The following is a 15,783-nucleotide window of genomic DNA, read 5'->3' as shown; positions in this document are numbered from 1 at the left end:
CCGTACGCGACTTCGCAAGAGACTCCAGCAGTTCCCGCTGGCCGGGTTCGAGCACCAGTGGTGCGGCAGCACGTGTCACGTCTCGAGTCTACTCCAATGACTAGCTATTTACGAGACAGAACACTAGGAACCGACCGTCGCCTGGTAGGTCAGGATCTCGGTGCCGTTGCCCTCCTCGCCGTTGTCCGGAGCTGCCCACATCGTCAGCCGGTTGCCGTCGGCGGCGAGCTTGAGCGGGTTACGGGTCGCCACGTGCCCGGCGGTGGACCACTGTTGGAAGGGCACCTCGCGTAGCACGTCGCGGCTGCGCAGATCGATCAGCGCCATTCCGCCGAGTTCGTAGCTGGCGGTGGTGCCGCCGGCTGCGGGGTTCTGGGGCAGGTTGGTGACACCACCGCAGATCATCTTGCCGGCGGGTACGTACTGGCAGTCCTGGTAGTCGATGAAGAAACTCTGGTTGTCCCAGGTGCGCAACTGCCTACCGCGCAGGTCCCACTCGGCGAAGCGACGGGAGCCCCAGGTGTTGCCGACGAGGTGGCCGGTCGTCTTGTCGAGGACCACCCCGCCGAAGTGGTCGGTGACCTCGAACTGCTTGTGGACCTGCAGGCTGTCGGCGTCGACCCGGTAGACGATCGTGCTGCTGTTGGGACGGTACTGGGCGACCGGAACCCAGACGTTCCTTCCGTCGAAGTCGATGCCGCCCGGGTGGTACATGTCGCCCTCGCCGAGGACGATGTCCCGCTTGAGGTTGCCCTGGCGGTCCATGACGAACAGGTGGCCGATGCCCTTGCCGGGGGTGCGGTCGTAGCCGTTCTGCGGGGTCGGGTACTTGACGGTCGGCTCGAGGATCTCGACCGCGGACAGGAAGATCCGGTCGCCGGCGAAGGCGATGCCCTCGGTGTGGAAGGTCGGGAACTTCAGCTTCAGCTTGCCGGTCAGCTGCCACGAGGTGTCGCGGTTCACGGCCTGGAAGGCGGTTGCCAGCGCGCTGTCCCTGGGGTGGTCGGTCCGGTCATCGCCGGCGGGGCCGGTGGCGTGGGCGGCGGCGGCGCCACCCAGGGTCGCGGCCAAAGCTACGCCCGCCACCGTGGTCCACCTGGTGCTCTTCTTCATTGGTTCCTCTTCGGCTTGTTCCGCAAGGGCCAGGCGACCGTAGGGAACCGCGGTGAACCGCTCCTGATCCGGTGGTGACGTCCGCCCGAATGCTGGTGGATTGGGGGGCACCTCAGCCGACGTCGACGAGGTCGGCGACCACCACGGTGATGTTGTCCGGCCCGCCCGCCCCCAGGGCGAGGTCGACCAGCCGTTGCGCGCAGGCGGCCGGGTCTGGGTGGCCGAGCAGCGCCTCGGCCAGGCTGTCCGCCCGGACCACGTTGGACAGGCCGTCGCTGCAGAGCAACCAACGGTCGCCCTCCTGCGGGACCAGGGTGGTGTACGAGGGGGTGACCGGTTCCCCCTGCAACGCCCGGGTCACCACCGCCCGTCGCGGATGACTGTGCGCCTCGTCGGGGCTGATGACCCCCTCGTCGACGAGCATCTGGACGAAGGTGTCGTCCCGGGTCAGCTGGGTCATGGTGCCGCCACGCAGCAGGTACGCGCGAGAGTCTCCGACGTGGGCCAGCGCGAGACAGCTTCCGGTGCGGGCGAGCAGCAGCGCGGTCAGGGTGGTGCCCATGCCCTGCCGTTCCTGGTCCTCGGCCACCGCCGCCCGGATGCCGGCGCTGGCCGCGTCGACGGCGTCCTGGAATCCGGCGACCAGCCCCTCCTCCGGGGTCTCCACGTCGAGTGGGCGGACCGCTTCGATGGCGATGGTGCTGGCCAGGTCGCCGGCGGCCATCCCGCCCATACCGTCGGCGACGGCGAGCAGCCAGGCGCCGGCGTGCGCGGAGTCCTGGTTCGCCCCCCGGATCAAACCGCGATGGCTCAGCGCCACGGATCGCAGCTTCAGGCTCATGGCAGGCAGCCTGCCAAAAAGACGGCCGAAATGCTTGCAGTAGATCACCGACTGGCCGGGACGCCACACAATTTCACTGTCCGTCACCGGCAGCGCTACGGGTCGCCCCCGTTCGGGGCAAGGTCGTGGGTTACCCGGGTGCCGTCGGTCGGGTCCGGACCGGCCGGCCCGGCACCCGTGGCCCGGCCCTCCCCGCACGGCTTTCTATCCAGCACTGTCGATTGACATGCCGGTAATGGGCTGGCAACATCGGGATCGATATTGGGAGCGCTCCCAACGAGAATCCCCCGATACCTCCGCCGGAAGTCTCCGCACCGCGTCCGGAAGGACTCCCGTGATCCGACCCCGTCACCGCGCCCGCCGGCCGGCCATCGGCCGCCACCCCCTCACCCTGCTCGCCACCACCGCGCTGCTGCTCGGCAGCGGCGCCTCCGCCGCGTACGCCGAACCGGCCCAGCCGAGGGCGGCCACCGAGCACATCGTGAACGGCACCTTCACCGACAGCACCGCACCCTGGTGGTCCACCGCCAACCTCCCGCTCTCCGTGGTCGACGGGCAGCTCTGCGCCGAGGTGCCGGGCGGACTGGCGAACCCGTGGGACGCCAGCCTCGGGCACAACAGCATCCCCCTCGCCGACGGCGCCGCCTACACGCTGAGCTTCCGCGCCTCCGCCGACGTACCGGTCACCGTCCGGGCCAACGTCCAGCTCGACGAGGAGCCGTACACCACCGCCCTCTCCCGGGAGGTGAGCCTGACCCCCGAGGGCGGGGAGTTCGGGTACGAGTTCACCGGCGCCATCGACTCGACCAACGGCACCCTCACCTTCCAGCTCGGCGGGGCCGCCGAGGCGTACACGTTCTGCCTCGACGACGTCTCGCTGAGCAGCGACGCCCCCACCGACCCGCCGCCGGGTGGCGCCGAGCAGATCACCAACGGCGACTTCGCCGACGGCACCTCCGGCTGGTACTCCTACGGCACCACCTCCACCGGGGTCGTCGACGGTCGGCTCTGCTCCGCCGTGCCGGGCGGGCTGGCGAACCCGTGGGACGGCGGCGTCGGGCAGAACGACGTCGCGCTGATCGCCGGCGAGACGTACGTCCTCTCCTTCGACGCCACCGCCGAACCCGGCGCCACGGTACGGACGGCGGTGCAGCTCGGCGCCGACCCGTACACGTCGTACTTCGTCGAGGACGTCGCGTTGACCAGCGAGGTCCAGCATGTCGAGCGGAGCTTCACCGCCACCGAGGACACCGAACTCGGCCAGGTCGCGTTCCAGGTCGGTGGCAACGCGGAGGCGTACACGTTCTGCGTCGACAACGTCTCGCTGCGCGGCGGCGAGGAGGAACCGCCGTACACCCCGGACACCGGCCCCCGGGTCCGGGTCAACCAGGTCGGCTACCTGCCCGACGGCCCGAAGAACGCGACCGTCGTCACCGAGGCGACCGACCCGCTGGCCTGGCAGCTGAAGAACGGCGCCGGCACCGTGGTGGCCAGCGGCCAGAGCACGCCGCGTGGTGTCGACCCGGCGTCGGCGCAGCACACGCACAGCGTCGACTTCTCCGGCTACCGCACCCCGGGCAGCGGCTACACGCTGACCGCCGACGGCGAGACCAGCCACCCGTTCGACATCTCCGCCGAGGTGTGGAAGCAGCTCCGCTCCGACTCGCTGCAGTTCTTCTACATCCAGCGCAGCGGCATCGAGATCGACGGCGACCTGGTCGGCGAGGAGTACGCCCGGCCGGCCGGCCACCTGGGGGTGGCGCCGAACCGGGGTGACACCGACGTGCCGTGCCAGCCCGGGGTCTGCGACTACCGGCTGGACGTCCGCGGCGGCTGGTACGACGCCGGCGACCACGGCAAGTACGTCGTCAACGGCGGCATCGCCACCTACCAGCTGCTGAACGCCTTCGAGCGGACCAAGACCGCGCCCAGTGCCGGTGGCGGCGCCGCGCTCGGCGACAACACCCTGCGGCTGCCGGAGCGCGGCAACAACGTGCCGGACATCCTCGACGAGGCCCGGTGGGAGCTGGAGTTCCTGCTACGGATGCAGGTGCCGGCCGGGCGACCGCTGGCCGGGATGGCCCACCACAAGATCCACGACCGGAACTGGACCGGCCTGCCACTGCAGCCGGAGGACGACCCTGAGCTGCGGGAACTGCACCCGCCGTCGACGGCCGCCACGCTGAACCTGGCCGCCACCGCCGCCCAGTGCGCCCGGCTGTACGCCCCGTACGACGCCACGTTCGCCAACCGGTGCCGGACCGCGGCGACGACCGCGTACGCGGCGGCGAAGGCGAACCCGACCCGGTACGCCGACCCGCTTGACGGCAACGGCGGCGGCTCCTACAGCGACGGCGACGTCAGCGACGAGTTCTACTGGGCCGCCGCCGAGCTGTACCTCACCACCGGCGGGGCGTCCTACCTGGCCGACCTGACCGCCTCGCCGCACCACACCGACGAGGAGATCTTCGGCCAGCACGGCTTCGGTTGGGGCAGCACGGCAGCCCTGGGCCGACTCGACCTGGCCACCGTGCCGAACGGGCTGCCGGCCGCCGAGCGGGACCGGATCCGTGCCTCGGTGACCGCCGCCGCCGACGCCTACCTGGCCACACTGCGCGCCCAGGCGTACGGGCTGCCGATGCCGGGTCACCCCGGTGCCTACTTCTGGGGCGCCAACAGCAACATCATCAACAACGCGGTGGTGCTCGCCACCGCGTACGACCTGACCGGCGACCCGAAGTACCGGGACGGGGCGATCCAGGGAATGGACTACGTCTTCGGCCGCAACGCGCTCAACCAGTCGTACGTCACCGGCTGGGGCGAGAAGTCCTCGCAGAACCAGCACAGCCGGATCTTCGGCAACCAGTACGACGAGTCGCTGCCGAACCCGCCGGCCGGTTCGATCGCCGGTGGCGCGAACGCCAGCCTCGACGACCCGTTCGCCGAGCAGTTGCTGGCGGGCTGCGCCCCGATGTTCTGCTACGTCGACGACATCGCCTCGTACGCGACGAACGAGGTGGCGATCAACTGGAACTCGGCGCTCGCCTGGATCGCCTCGTTCCTCGCCGACCAGGGCGCGGCGACGCAACCGGCCGGCAACGGTACGAGTTGCCAGGTGACGTACACCAACTACGGCACCTGGGCCGAGGGCGGCGGCTTCACCGGGCAGGCGACCATCCGGAACACCGGTACGACGCCGATCACCGGCTGGACGCTGCGGTTCGCGTTCACCGGGGACCAGAAGGTCCGGGAGGCGTGGATGGCGAAGGTGAGCCAGGCCGGTGCCACGGTCAGTGCGACGAACGAGTCGTACAACTCGCGGATCATGCCGGGTGGCAGCGTGATGTTCGGTTTCAACGCCACCACGGCCGGCGGGGCGAACCCGGACCCCGGCCTGTTCACCCTGAACGGGGCGGCCTGCCGCTGACCTGCCCACCACCACCGACCGGTGCCAGGCCCGTCGCCGGTCGGGAGGGACCCCTGCCCATCCCCCGTATGGGCAGGGGTCCCTCCCTCCCCACCCTCAGCGGAGGGTGTCGAGGAGGCGCTCCCCCTGTTGCCAGACGGTCAGCGCGGAGAAGACCCCGAACAGCAGCACCGCCCAGACGAGCGCGGCGACGCGGTAGCCGCGCGGCTGGATCGGCTCCGGCAGTACCCGGCGGTTGAGCACCAGCAGCAGGATCGAGTAGACGAACATCATCATCCCGCCGACGCAGGCGGAGATGACCAGCAGGAGCAGCGGCTGGTCGAGTCCGGCCAGCAGGATCACGCAGCCCAGCCCCACCAGCCCCCAGACCAGTACGAAGTAGATCCGGCTCTCCGAGAGCCGGGGCAGGTACGAGGTCTTGATCACGTCGGCGGCGAGTCGACTGGTGTAGTCGACGATGCCCATCGCGGCGGCGAACAGGGAGAGCGCACCGACCGCCCAGAACAGGACGCCGAACCAGGGCCCCACCAGCTCCTGTAGCCGCTCCCCCTCCACCCGGAGGAACGAGACGCTGTTGGCCAGGCCGGGTACGCCGTACACGGTGGAGTAGGCGAGCAGCGACATCAGCACGATCGTGACGAACGAGATCAGCAGGAACGTGACGAGCTGCTCCTGGTTGGCCAGCCGCCACCAGCGTCGCCAGCGGCCCAGGTTCCCGTCGGTCGGCTCGAAGACGAAGCCCGCGCCCTCCGGCGCCGCCTCCTCCCGACCGGTGACCGGGCTGACCAGGCGTGGCACGTACCGGCCCATGCCGTAGCCCTTGTCCCGGATCCAGTTGGACTGCACCAGGTTCTGTCCGCCGCCGGCTCCGGCGAAGACCAGTGCGGAGAGCATCAGCGCGAAGCCCAGCTCGGTGGGGAAGTCCGGCGCGGTCACCGCCCGGGGCAGCTCGCCCCAGGCCCGGGCGGAAATGGCGAAGCCCACCGCCACCACGACAAAGAGCAGCACCAGTCCGACCTTGACGAACTCGACCCGTTCCAGGGCGGTGTAGACCACCGGTGCCAGGGTGAGCACCGCGCCGATGGTGAGCAGCATGCCGATGGCGATCCAGGTCACGTCACCACCGAAGAGGTACGTCACCATGGTCGCCGAGCTCGACGCCCAGCCGGGCCAGAGGTTGGCGAAGTAGACCATCACCGCGAAGACCAGTCCCCAGTGCCGCCAGAATCGGGAGAACCCGGTCAGCGCGGTCTCCCCGGTGGCCAGGGTGTACCGCTCGATCTCCATGTTGAGGAACCACTGGGCGACCAGGCCCACCGCGGCGGCCCAGAGGAAAACCAAACCGACCTGCGAGGCGATGTACGGGAAGAGGATGAACTCACCGGATGCCAGCCCCACGCCGGCGGCGACCACCCCGGGTCCGATGATCCGCCACGCGGACGCGGGTGGTGGTGGCAGTTCCCGGACCGTCACCCCGGGCAGGTGTCTGGTGGGAAACCGGTCGGCGGCGGTCGGCGCCATCAAAACCTCCAGGGGACGGGACGGTGCGATGGACGGCTACGACTCATCTGTTTCCCTGCGGTGACGACGGTGAATCCGGTTCTGTCACCATGGACGGCGTGGGGAGCGACGAGCCGGAGCAGGCGACGACGGAGGAGTTGGTGGTGCGGCCGGGTGGGCCCGGGGACGTCGCCGTGGTGCTCGGCCTGCTCGACGGGGCCACCCGGTGGCTGGTCGCCCGGGGCCGGGTCGACCAGTGGGGCAGCGCACCGCATTCGGACAACCCACGGCGGATCGCCCAGGTGCGTCGCTGGGCCGCCGACGGCGAGCTGTACGTCGCCGAGTTGGCCAACACCGCGGCCAGCGTCCCGGTCGGCGCGTTGGTCGTCGGTGGGGCCGTACCGCACGTGCCGCCGGCGACCGAGCCGGAACTCTACGTCAACCTGCTGGTCACCGATCGGGCGTACGCCGGACGCCGGATCGGCGCCCGGCTGCTCGCGTACGCCGAGCGGCTCGCCCGCGAACGCGGTCTCGACCTGCTCCGGGTGGACTGCTACGCGGGTGGCGACGGCGCGCTGATCCGGTACTACGAGAGCCAGGGCTTCACCGCGACCGCACCCTTCACCGTCCAGCTCACCGACCGCCGGTGGCCGGGTCAGCTGCTGGAGCGCCGGCTCGGCTGATGGTGAGCGCGGCCACGGGCGGCCAGGTGACATGATCGACGGTATGAGCGAGGTTGCCCTGGCCGAGCTCCGGTCACTGTCCATCCCGGTCCGCGCCGACTGTCTGCGGATCCTGGAGGCGGTGGCCCCGGCCATCGCCCGACGCTGGCGGCGCCGCACCGGGGTGCCGCTGTTGTGGCTCACCCTGCCGCCCGGCGACGACCCGGAGGTGCACGTCGAGCCCACCGCCCGGTACGACCTGGCCGCCGCCAACGGATACCTCGACGAGTTCCGCGAACTGTTCGCGGCGGCCCGTGAACTCTGAGCGGTCCTACCCGCGCGATTCCGGCAGGACCTTGGCGCCGAACGTGTCGACGAAGGCGTCCTGTTCCTGGCCGACGTGGTGCAGGTAGATCCCGTCGAAACCGAGGTCGACGTACTCCCGCAACCAGGCGGTGTGCCGGCCCAGGTCGGCGGAGATGTTCACCACCTCGGCGACCCGTTCCGCCGGCACGTCCGCGGCGACGACGTCGAAGTGTTCCGCCGTCTCCAGGTCCCAGCAGACCGGCGGGGCGAAGACGTTGCTGCGCCACTGCTCGTACGCGATCGACGCCGCCTCGGTCTCGCTCGGCGCCCAGCTCAGGTGGACCTGGAGGTGGAGCGGGCCGCGACCGCCGGCTCCCCGGTACGCGTCGACCATCCGCCGCAGCCGGTCGACGGGCGCGTTGACCGTGATGAGCCCGTCGGCCCACTCGGCACACCAGCGGGCGGTCGCCTCCGACACCGCCGCCCCGACCAGCGCCGGTGGTTGCTCCGGCCGGGTCCAGAGCCGGGCCCGGTCCACGCTGACCAGTCCGTCGTGGCTGACCTCGTCACCCGCCAGCAGTGCCCGGATCACGTCGACACACTCGCGCAGCCGGGCGGTCCGGACCTCCTTGCGCGGCCAGCCGTCCCCGGTGACGTGCTCGTTGCTCGCCTCCCCGGTGCCGAGCGCCGCCCAGAACCGGCCCGGGTACATCGCGGCGAGGGTGCCGATCGCCTGGGCGACGATCGCCGGGTGGTACCGCTGCCCGGGGGCGTTCACCACCCCGAAGGGCAGCGTGGTCGCCTGCAGCGCGGCGCCGAGCCAGGACCAGGCGAAGCCGGAGTGCCCCTGCCGGGCGCTCCACGGTGAGAAGTGGTCCGAGGACATGGCGGCGTCGAAACCCGCCTCCTGGGCCCGGACCACGGTCCGGAGCAGCGCGGCAGGGTGGATCTGTTCGTGGGAGGCGTGGATACCGAAGACCGTCATGGCGGTCCTCCGTACCCAGTCCGGGCGGTGGTCTATCCCGGGCTGCCGGCGGATCGCGGGGTTGTCACTCGCTGTGCGAACCGGCGCCGGCGCCGGCCCCGGCGCTGCCCTCGCCTACCCAGACCGCCTTCAGGTCGCAGAACTCCCGGATGCCCTGGGCGGAGAGTTCCCGGCCGTAGCCGGAGTTGCGTACCCCGCCGAACGGCAGTTCCGGATAGGAGGTGGTCATGCCGTTGATGAAGACCAGTCCGGCGGCCAGGTCGGTGACGAAGCGTTCCTGCTCCGCCGGGTCCCGGGTCCAGGCGTTCGAACCGAGGCCGTAGTTGGTGCCGTTGGCGAGTGTGATCGCCTCCTCGTACGAGGAGACCCGGTAGAGGCCGGCGACCGGGCCGAAGACCTCCTCGGCGTACATCCGCATCTCCGGGGTGAGGTCGGCGACCACGGTCGGCGGATACCACCAGCCGGCCCGGTCCGGGCGTCGCCCGCCGCAGAGCACGCTGGCCCCCTTGTCCGCCGCGTCGCGTACCTGCTCCGCCACCTCGGCGCGGCCCCGTTCGGTGGCCAGCGGGCCGATGTCGGTCCCGTCCTCCATCGGGTCGCCGACGGTCAGCGCCGCCATCCGCGTGACGAAGGCGTCGGCGAACTCGTCGTAGACGTCGGTGTGCACGATGAACCGTTTGGCGGCGATGCAGGACTGGCCGTTGTTCTGGCAGCGGGCCACGGTGGCGACCTCGGCGGCCCGTTCGATGTCGGCGGACGGCATCACCACGAACGGGTCGCTGCCGCCCAGTTCGAGCACGGTCTTCTTCAGGTACCTCCCGGCGCTGGCCCCGATCGACCGGCCGGCGCCCTCGCTGCCGGTCAGCGTGGCGGCCCGGACCCGGGGGTCGGCGAGCACCTGGTCGATCTTCGCCGAGCCGATCAGCAGGGTCTGGAAGGCGCCGGCGGGAAAACCCGCCCGCCGGAACAGTTCGTCCAGATAGAGCGCGGTCTGCGGCACGTTGGAGGCGTGCTTGAGCAGCCCGACGTTGCCGGCCATCAACGCCGGGGCGGCGAACCGCAGCACCTGCCAGAGCGGGAAGTTCCACGGCATCACCGCGAGCACCGGCCCCATCGGCTGGTACCGGCCGTACGCCCGGGTCGCGCCGACCGCCGCCGCGTCCGCCGGCTCGTCGGCCAGGAAGCCCTCGGCGTGCGCGGCGTAGTAGCGGCAGGCGGCGGCGCACTTGCTCACCTCGGCCTTGGCTGAGGCGTACGTCTTGCCCATCTCCGTGGTCATCATCCGGGCCACGGCGTCGCGTTCGGCGTCCAGCAGGTCGGCCGCCGCCGTCATCCACCGGGCCCGCTCGGCGAAACCCGTGCTACGCAGCTGCGCGAAGCCGTCCGCCGCCCGGGCGAGCGCGGCCTCCAACTGCTGGTCGGTCATCTCGTCGAAGGTCTTCAGTACCTGCCCGTTGGTCGGGTCGATGGTGGCGATCGACATGACGTCGTACCCCCTGTGGTCGGCGGGATCGGCGACCGTGCCGGATCCCGACCCGGGGCACGGCCGCCACGTGAATCACTCGAACATCGAGTGGCGGGTCCCCGGCGGTTCCTCCCGGCGCCGCGCGACCCGACGCCGCTGCACCACCACCAGGTCGACCACGGCGACGGCGGCGAGCACGAAGAGGATCACCGCGAGCACCAGGAGATCGGCGCGCAACGCCAACACCCCCAGCACCACACAGACCACCAGGCCGAAGGAGGCCAGCAACAGACGGAGGTTGAGCGCGCTGTACGCGTGCCCGACCGTCCCTTTTCGCCCGCGGGGCTGCGATCTCGTGGCCATTTGGCCGAACTACCCGTTACCCGGCCCCGCTAACCTGCCCACGCCATCACCTGATCCGCGCGGCGACCGGGTGGGATGCCCGGAGCGTGCCGGGGTACCAAGGAAACATGACCGACGTGCCCGTACTGCCGGAGACCCACGCCGACCTGCTGACCCGTCCACTCTTCGCCCACCTGGCGACCCTGCGCCCCGACGGTGCGCCACAGAGCAACGTGATGTGGTTCGACTGGGACGGTGAGCGGATCAGGATGACCCACACCCGGACCCGGCAGAAGTTCCAGAACCTCCAGCGTGACCCCCGGGTGGCGTTGTCGATCGCCGACCCGGACGACCCGTACCGCTTCCTCGAGGTCCGGGGGGTGGTGGAGAAGGTCGAGGACGACGACGCCCAGGCGTCGTTCTACCGGTCTCTGCAGGAACGCTACGCCAACGTGTACGACATCACCGACGCCCCGGTCCGGGTCATCGTGACCATCCGCCCGGAGACCTTCGTGGCGGTCACCGGCGGCCAACCAGCGCCCCGACGCTGACCCGGGTTGTCGACAGCGGGGTTCCTGGACGACAGCGTCACCCGTAGAGTAACCATGCGAATTCTTTCCGCTCCGCTCCGTACGGGGAGAAGCATGGTCAGTCGATGGACCGCCGCGATCACCGCCGTCCTGGCGATTTTTGCCCTGGCCTGCGAGGGGGGAGCCGAGGGTGGACAACCACCACCCCCACCCGACTCGCCGCGCCCCGGACTGCCGTCGTCGATCGCCGCACTCGGGGACTCGATCACCACCGGCTTCGGCTCCTGCCTGACCCTGGCCGCCTGCCAGCGCAACTCCTGGGCGACCGGAAGCTCGAGTCGGGTGGACAGCATCTACCGGCGCCTGTTGGAGGCCAATCCCGCGATCCGGGGCAACGTCCGCAACGAGGCGTCGAACGGCGCCCGGGTGGGCGCCCTGGCCGACCAGGCGGCCGACGCGGTACGCCGCAAGGCGGACTACGTGACGGTGCTGGTCGGCGCGAACGACGCCTGCCGGACCCGGATCGAGGACATGACGGAGGTCAGGACCTTCCGGGAGAGTCTCGACCGGGGCTTGCGGGTGCTGAAGGAGGGCCGACCCCGGGCCCAGGTCCTGGTGGTGAGCATTCCGGACCTGTACCGGCTGTGGGAGATCGGGCACGACGACGAGCGGGCGGTCCGGGCCTGGGGCAACCGGATCTGCCCGTCGCTGCTGGCGAACCCGACGTCGACGGCGGAGGTCGACAAGACCCGCCGCTCGACCTTCCGGGCCCGGATCGACGCCTACAACAAGGAGCTCTCCGCCGCCTGTCGGGCGTACGGGTCACGCTGCCGGTACGACGGCGGGGCGGTGCACCGGGTGCGGTTCAGCCTGGACATGGTCAACCGGCTGGACTACTTCCACCCCAATGTGGACGGTCAGAACAAGCTCGCCGAGGTGGCGTGGCGGGCATCCGGCCTGGCCCGGCGGGCCGACTGAACAGCGGCGGGACGCGCCCGGCCGCCGGCCGACCGGGCAGCGGCGACACCCGCCGATCTGCCGGGCCGACCCGACGGCGCACGGCGGCTCAGTCGGCCGGTGCCGACGGCGGTGGCGGCATGATGGCCCGGGGGCGGTAGAGCTCCTGGGTCCGGGCCGCCAGGTCCTTGGTGGCCGACGAGTTCGCCCAGGTGCCGAGGATGATCGCGGCACCCGGCACGGCCTTGGCGAAGAGCCGCTTCGCGGCCCGGATCCCGGCCATCTGCGCCAGCTTGAGACCCAGCCGCAGCATCGCCTGCCGCAGCGGCGTGTTCGACCTGCCCAGCAGGGCACCGGCCCGTTCGTGCCCGGCCGCCACGCCGAGCGCCAACCGTGCCGTCTGGGCGATCTTGTGGACCCGCTGCAGGACCAACAGGTCGGTGGCCCGGTCAGGGTGTGTCGGATCGTGGCCGTACGCGGCGGCGACGTGCAGCACCATCCGGGCCTGGGTCCAGGCGAGTACGCCGACGTCGGCCACCGCACCGGCCAGGCCGGCGGCCCCGGAGATGGCGCCGGAGAGTCGGGCCCGGATGACAAACTTCCGGATCGCGAGCTGCGCGATCTCGTCCGGGGAGAGCTGCGGATACCAGGCCCGGATCCGCTCGACCCACTCCCGGGCCTGCGGACCGAGCCGGCGGACCGCCTCCAGCGCGAGATGTTCCGGGGCGTACTGCGGGTCGGCCTTCATCCGGTCCCACAGGCCGGTCGGCGGCACCGCCGAGGGGTCCGCGTCCTCGGGCTCGACCGGCAGACCGTCCGGTCCCAGGGCGGCGGCGGTGGCCAGCGGGCCCGGTGGGACCGACGGGGTCGCCCGGCCGGTGGCCGGCGCCACCCGGGCGGCCACGGACGCGGTGGCCGGCCCGTCGGCCTGCGGGCTCGTCACCTCCGTCGACGGGGTGACGTTGTCATCGGCGGGGAACGGTGCGGACTCCGTCAAGGGACACTCCGAGTGCGTGGGATGGGAACGAGGTCCGGCGGTGGCAGCGGGACGGCGTACGGTTCAGCGCCGGCCCCGCAGCCGGCTGACGATCCGGCGCAGCCGCTGCTGGTTGCCGGGCTTGGCCAGCTCGCGCCGGCCCCGGGCGATCAGCTGTCGCCCCTGGGGCGACCTGAGGAACATCTGGATCCGGTGCATCAACGACGCCATCTCGGTCCTCCTGTGGTGGTCCTGCACCAGGTTTACCCGATCCCCGGTTCGGTCACACCGGCCAGTCCCGTACCGGCCCGGGTGGGGAGTTCCATCATGGCCCGCCGGGACAAGGAGCGACCATCCTCGGCGGCCGGGCACAGCGCACCGCCCGCCGGAACGGCTCCCTAGTGGTCCCGGGGCAGCAGCGCGTCGACCACCCGGGTCGCGTTGCCCTCGTGTTTGGCGTAGTGCTCCGGGTAGGCCGAGACCTGTACCGCCTGGGCCGCCTCGGTCAGCCGCATCCGCTGCCAGCCGGGGACCTGCCGCAGTGCCTCGAAGAACCGGGCCGTCGCGTACGCCGGGTCCATCAGCCGGCCCACCGGCCCCCAGCCGCTGCTGCTGCGCTGCTGGAACAGTCCGACGGAGTCGTGGTCCCAGCCGGTCCCCTGGTGCGGGTACCGCTTGGACTCCGGCACCACCTCGCTGGCCCGGTTGAGCAGGTTGCTCTCCTGCATCGCGGTGGCCACCCCGATGACCAGCGCACGGCGCGGCATGCCCATGTCCCGTCCGGTCCGGACGATCGCCCGCGCGTTGTCCATCTGCACCTGGGTCAGGCCGGCCACGGGTGCCGAGTCGGCCAGCGGCGGCGACTCACCGGGGCTGGTCTTCGACGTCGCCGGGCCGGAGTCGTCGGTCGGCTTCGCCTCGCCGGCGGCGGTCGACGGCTCGGCCGGGCCGCCGGCCCCCACGCCGCCGGTCGACTGGTCCGGCCGGGAGAGCGCCACCCGGTCCCCCGGACCCACGGTGCCCGGATCGGCCGTCGGGTCCGCCGACCGGGTTCCGCCGACCACCGCGGCCACCAGGCCGAGGCAGCACAGCACGCCCGCCGCCGCGTACCAGGCCCGGTTCCCGCCACCGAGCCGGTGCCGCAGGCCGGCCAGGATGACCAGGGTCGCCGCCCACCAGGAGCGCCACCGCGGCCGGCCGGCGTCCGCCAGCCCGGAGGACGGTACGGACGAGGGGACATCATCCGATCGGACAGTGCGCCGTACGGCGGTGTGCTCCAGCTCAGAAAGGTCGTCGTCACGCATCCGACGAGGCTAGGCAGGCAAACCGTCGACTACGGGGAGTCACCGAGTGGCGCTGGCCACACCTGGTGGCTGAGTAACCGGTCAGCGACCGGCAGGGGTGAACGGGAACGGCCAACCCGGACAAGCATGGCAGATCAGGCGCCGCGCTCGATGCCGGCCTATCGCACAGGTACCACCCGACGTCCGGCACCAGGACCCGGTCGGCGGCCGCTCCGCCGATCGACCGATCCGACGCGGGCCGATCGGCCCACCGCCCGATCCCCGTCAGGGCCCAGTCGTGAGACCGTGGGGCATGACCCAGGTCACCGACGGCCGGGGCCGACCCGACCTCCGCCGCCTCCCCAAGGCCAACCTCCACCTGCACCTGACCGGTTCGATGCGCCCGAGCACCCTCGCCGAGCTGGCGGACCGCTACGGGCTGTCGGTGCCCGACCCGCTGCCGCCCGGCGCCGTGCACGGCTGGTCGGCGTTCCAGAGCCGGTACGACCTGGCCCGCGCGACACTGCGTACCGCTGACGATCTCGCCCGGGTGGTCGCCGAGGCCGCCGCGGACACCGCCGCCGACGGTGGCGGCTGGCTGGAGATCCAGGTCGATCCGACGACGTACGCGGCCCGGCTCGGCGGGCTGGAGCCGGTGGTGGAGGCGGTCCTCGCCGGGACGGCCGGCGGACGTACCGGGGTGGTGCTCGCCGCGAGCTGGGCCGGACCGCCGGACCAGGCCCTCCGGGTGGCCCGGCTCGCCGCCCGGTACGCCGACCGTGGCGTCGTCGGCTTCGGACTCTCCAACGACGAGCGGCGGGGCCGGATCGCCGACTTCGTCCCGGCGGTCCGGATCGCGACCGGAGCCGGGCTGCTCGTGGTGCCGCACGGCGGCTTCTACGAGGCCGCCTGGCACGTGCGGGACTGTGTGACGCTGCTCGGCGCGCACCGGGTCGGCCACGGGCTCACCGCCGCCGTCGACCCGGCCACCCTCGACCTGCTGGCCGCCCGCGCGGTCGCCCTGGAGGTGTGCCCCAGCTCATATCCGCCGTTCGGGGTCACCGCCGACCTGGCCGCGACACCGCTGCGTGCGCTGCTGACCGCCGGTGTGCCGGTGGCGCTGGGCACCGACGACCCGCTGCTGTTCGGCACCGGTCTGCTCGACCAGTATCTGCTGGCCCGGGACGTGCTGGGCTGCACCGACACCGAACTGGCGGCGCTCGCCACCGGCTCCGTCGACGCCTCCGCCGCTCCCCCGGCGGTCAAGGCCACGATGCGGGCGGGCGTCGCCGGGTGGCTCGGTGGAATGGACCAAGATAGCGGCAGCGTTTGCTACCTCGGGGCGCCGTTCGACACGGACGCGTCCCGGCGTACCCCGTTGAGGAGGTCCTGACCG

15 protein-coding genes are annotated in these 15,783 nt (G+C 71.7%); 6 read left to right on the top strand and 9 right to left on the bottom strand.

From position 1 onward, the window contains the following. Positions 1 to 123: 123 nt before the first annotated feature. Positions 124 to 1,113: a DUF6454 family protein gene (locus tag ABGB05_RS14215; RefSeq protein ID WP_347653743.1), complete on the bottom strand. Its 990-nt coding sequence runs from the start codon at positions 1,111 to 1,113 to the stop codon at positions 124 to 126. 112 nt (positions 1,114 to 1,225) lie between these two features. Beyond that, on the bottom strand, positions 1,226 to 1,954 hold the full coding sequence (locus ABGB05_RS14210; protein WP_347653742.1) for a protein phosphatase 2C domain-containing protein: 729 nt from the start codon (positions 1,952 to 1,954) through the stop codon (positions 1,226 to 1,228). 334 nt (positions 1,955 to 2,288) lie between these two features. Between ABGB05_RS14210 and ABGB05_RS14205 the strand changes: the two genes are divergently transcribed. After that, positions 2,289 to 5,381, top strand: coding sequence for a glycoside hydrolase family 9 protein (locus tag ABGB05_RS14205; protein WP_347653741.1), 3,093 nt, complete (start codon positions 2,289 to 2,291; stop codon positions 5,379 to 5,381). Positions 5,382 to 5,477: 96 nt separating this feature from the next. Here the strand turns inward: ABGB05_RS14205 and ABGB05_RS14200 are convergent, their stop codons facing one another. Next, a complete protein-coding gene (locus ABGB05_RS14200) occupies positions 5,478 to 6,902 on the bottom strand; it encodes an Nramp family divalent metal transporter (RefSeq protein ID WP_347653740.1) in 1,425 nt (474 codons plus the stop codon). 98 nt (positions 6,903 to 7,000) lie between these two features. Here ABGB05_RS14200 and ABGB05_RS14195 point away from each other — a divergent pair, with 98 nt between their 5' ends. Both ABGB05_RS14195 and ABGB05_RS14190 read left to right on the top strand, forming a co-directional pair. Further along, positions 7,001 to 7,564: a GNAT family N-acetyltransferase gene (locus ABGB05_RS14195; RefSeq protein WP_347653739.1), complete on the top strand. Its 564-nt coding sequence runs from the start codon at positions 7,001 to 7,003 to the stop codon at positions 7,562 to 7,564. A gap of 43 nt (positions 7,565 to 7,607) precedes the next feature. Further along, a complete protein-coding gene (locus tag ABGB05_RS14190; RefSeq protein WP_347653738.1) occupies positions 7,608 to 7,868 on the top strand; it encodes a hypothetical protein in 261 nt (86 codons plus the stop codon). Between the two features lie 6 nt (positions 7,869 to 7,874). On the opposite strand, the gene ABGB05_RS14185 is transcribed toward ABGB05_RS14190, so the two are convergent. The 3 genes from ABGB05_RS14185 to ABGB05_RS14175 all read right to left on the bottom strand — a co-directional run bounded on the left by ABGB05_RS14185 (position 7,875) and on the right by ABGB05_RS14175 (position 10,662). Continuing rightward, positions 7,875 to 8,834, bottom strand: a complete 960-nt coding sequence (locus ABGB05_RS14185) for a TIGR03885 family FMN-dependent LLM class oxidoreductase (protein WP_347653737.1) — start codon at positions 8,832 to 8,834, stop codon at positions 7,875 to 7,877. A gap of 64 nt (positions 8,835 to 8,898) precedes the next feature. Continuing rightward, the gene (locus tag ABGB05_RS14180; protein WP_347653736.1) at positions 8,899 to 10,317 is read right to left on the bottom strand and encodes an NADP-dependent succinic semialdehyde dehydrogenase; all 1,419 of its coding nucleotides are present in this window, start codon (positions 10,315 to 10,317) and stop codon (positions 8,899 to 8,901) included. Positions 10,318 to 10,392: 75 nt separating this feature from the next. Then, on the bottom strand, positions 10,393 to 10,662 hold the full coding sequence (locus ABGB05_RS14175; protein ID WP_347653735.1) for a hypothetical protein: 270 nt from the start codon (positions 10,660 to 10,662) through the stop codon (positions 10,393 to 10,395). 107 nt (positions 10,663 to 10,769) lie between these two features. On the opposite strand from ABGB05_RS14175, the gene ABGB05_RS14170 reads away from it, so the two are divergent. After that, a complete protein-coding gene (locus ABGB05_RS14170; RefSeq protein WP_347653734.1) occupies positions 10,770 to 11,192 on the top strand; it encodes a PPOX class F420-dependent oxidoreductase in 423 nt (140 codons plus the stop codon). A 93-nt stretch (positions 11,193 to 11,285) separates the two neighbouring features. Continuing rightward, entirely contained in the window at positions 11,286 to 12,149 is an 864-nt protein-coding gene (locus ABGB05_RS14165; RefSeq protein ID WP_347653733.1) for a GDSL-type esterase/lipase family protein, read from the top strand. An 88-nt stretch (positions 12,150 to 12,237) separates the two neighbouring features. On the opposite strand, the gene ABGB05_RS14160 is transcribed toward ABGB05_RS14165, so the two are convergent. From ABGB05_RS14160 to ABGB05_RS14150, 3 genes are all read right to left on the bottom strand, one after another. Next, positions 12,238 to 12,954: an EcsC family protein gene (locus tag ABGB05_RS14160; RefSeq protein WP_347653755.1), complete on the bottom strand. Its 717-nt coding sequence runs from the start codon at positions 12,952 to 12,954 to the stop codon at positions 12,238 to 12,240. A gap of 234 nt (positions 12,955 to 13,188) precedes the next feature. Next, on the bottom strand, positions 13,189 to 13,335 hold the full coding sequence (locus ABGB05_RS14155; protein ID WP_347653732.1) for a hypothetical protein: 147 nt from the start codon (positions 13,333 to 13,335) through the stop codon (positions 13,189 to 13,191). A 167-nt stretch (positions 13,336 to 13,502) separates the two neighbouring features. Then, positions 13,503 to 14,408, bottom strand: a complete 906-nt coding sequence (locus tag ABGB05_RS14150) for a peptidase M23 (RefSeq protein WP_347653731.1) — start codon at positions 14,406 to 14,408, stop codon at positions 13,503 to 13,505. 292 nt (positions 14,409 to 14,700) lie between these two features. Here ABGB05_RS14150 and add point away from each other — a divergent pair, with 292 nt between their 5' ends. Continuing rightward, positions 14,701 to 15,780: an adenosine deaminase gene (gene add / locus ABGB05_RS14145; protein WP_347653730.1), complete on the top strand. Its 1,080-nt coding sequence runs from the start codon at positions 14,701 to 14,703 to the stop codon at positions 15,778 to 15,780. The last annotated feature ends 3 nt before the right edge of the window (positions 15,781 to 15,783 follow it).

Origin of the sequence: Plantactinospora sp. B5E13, assembly GCF_039871775.1 — a bacterium.
GTDB lineage: Bacteria > Actinomycetota > Actinomycetes > Mycobacteriales > Micromonosporaceae > Plantactinospora.
The sequence above is the reverse complement of the archived record's forward strand: the minus strand, read 5'-3'. Positions and strand labels throughout refer to the sequence as shown.

Bases quoted from the DNA above. Each gene is read 5' to 3' on its own strand.
- ABGB05_RS14215 (WP_347653743.1), bottom strand. From the start codon at position 1,113: ATGAAGAAGAGCACCAGGTGGACCACGGTGGCGGGCGTAGCTTTGGCC.
- ABGB05_RS14210 (WP_347653742.1), bottom strand. From the start codon at position 1,954: ATGAGCCTGAAGCTGCGATCCGTGGCGCTGAGCCATCGCGGTTTGATC.
- ABGB05_RS14200 (WP_347653740.1), bottom strand. From the start codon at position 6,902: ATGGCGCCGACCGCCGCCGACCGGTTTCCCACCAGACACCTGCCCGGG.
- ABGB05_RS14190 (WP_347653738.1), top strand. From the start codon at position 7,608: ATGAGCGAGGTTGCCCTGGCCGAGCTCCGGTCACTGTCCATCCCGGTC.
- ABGB05_RS14185 (WP_347653737.1), bottom strand. From the start codon at position 8,834: ATGACGGTCTTCGGTATCCACGCCTCCCACGAACAGATCCACCCTGCC.
- ABGB05_RS14180 (WP_347653736.1), bottom strand. From the start codon at position 10,317: ATGTCGATCGCCACCATCGACCCGACCAACGGGCAGGTACTGAAGACC.
- ABGB05_RS14175 (WP_347653735.1), bottom strand. From the start codon at position 10,662: ATGGCCACGAGATCGCAGCCCCGCGGGCGAAAAGGGACGGTCGGGCAC.
- ABGB05_RS14170 (WP_347653734.1), top strand. From the start codon at position 10,770: ATGACCGACGTGCCCGTACTGCCGGAGACCCACGCCGACCTGCTGACC.
- ABGB05_RS14165 (WP_347653733.1), top strand. From the start codon at position 11,286: ATGGTCAGTCGATGGACCGCCGCGATCACCGCCGTCCTGGCGATTTTT.
- ABGB05_RS14155 (WP_347653732.1), bottom strand. From the start codon at position 13,335: ATGGCGTCGTTGATGCACCGGATCCAGATGTTCCTCAGGTCGCCCCAG.
- ABGB05_RS14150 (WP_347653731.1), bottom strand. From the start codon at position 14,408: ATGCGTGACGACGACCTTTCTGAGCTGGAGCACACCGCCGTACGGCGC.
- add (WP_347653730.1), top strand. From the start codon at position 14,701: ATGACCCAGGTCACCGACGGCCGGGGCCGACCCGACCTCCGCCGCCTC.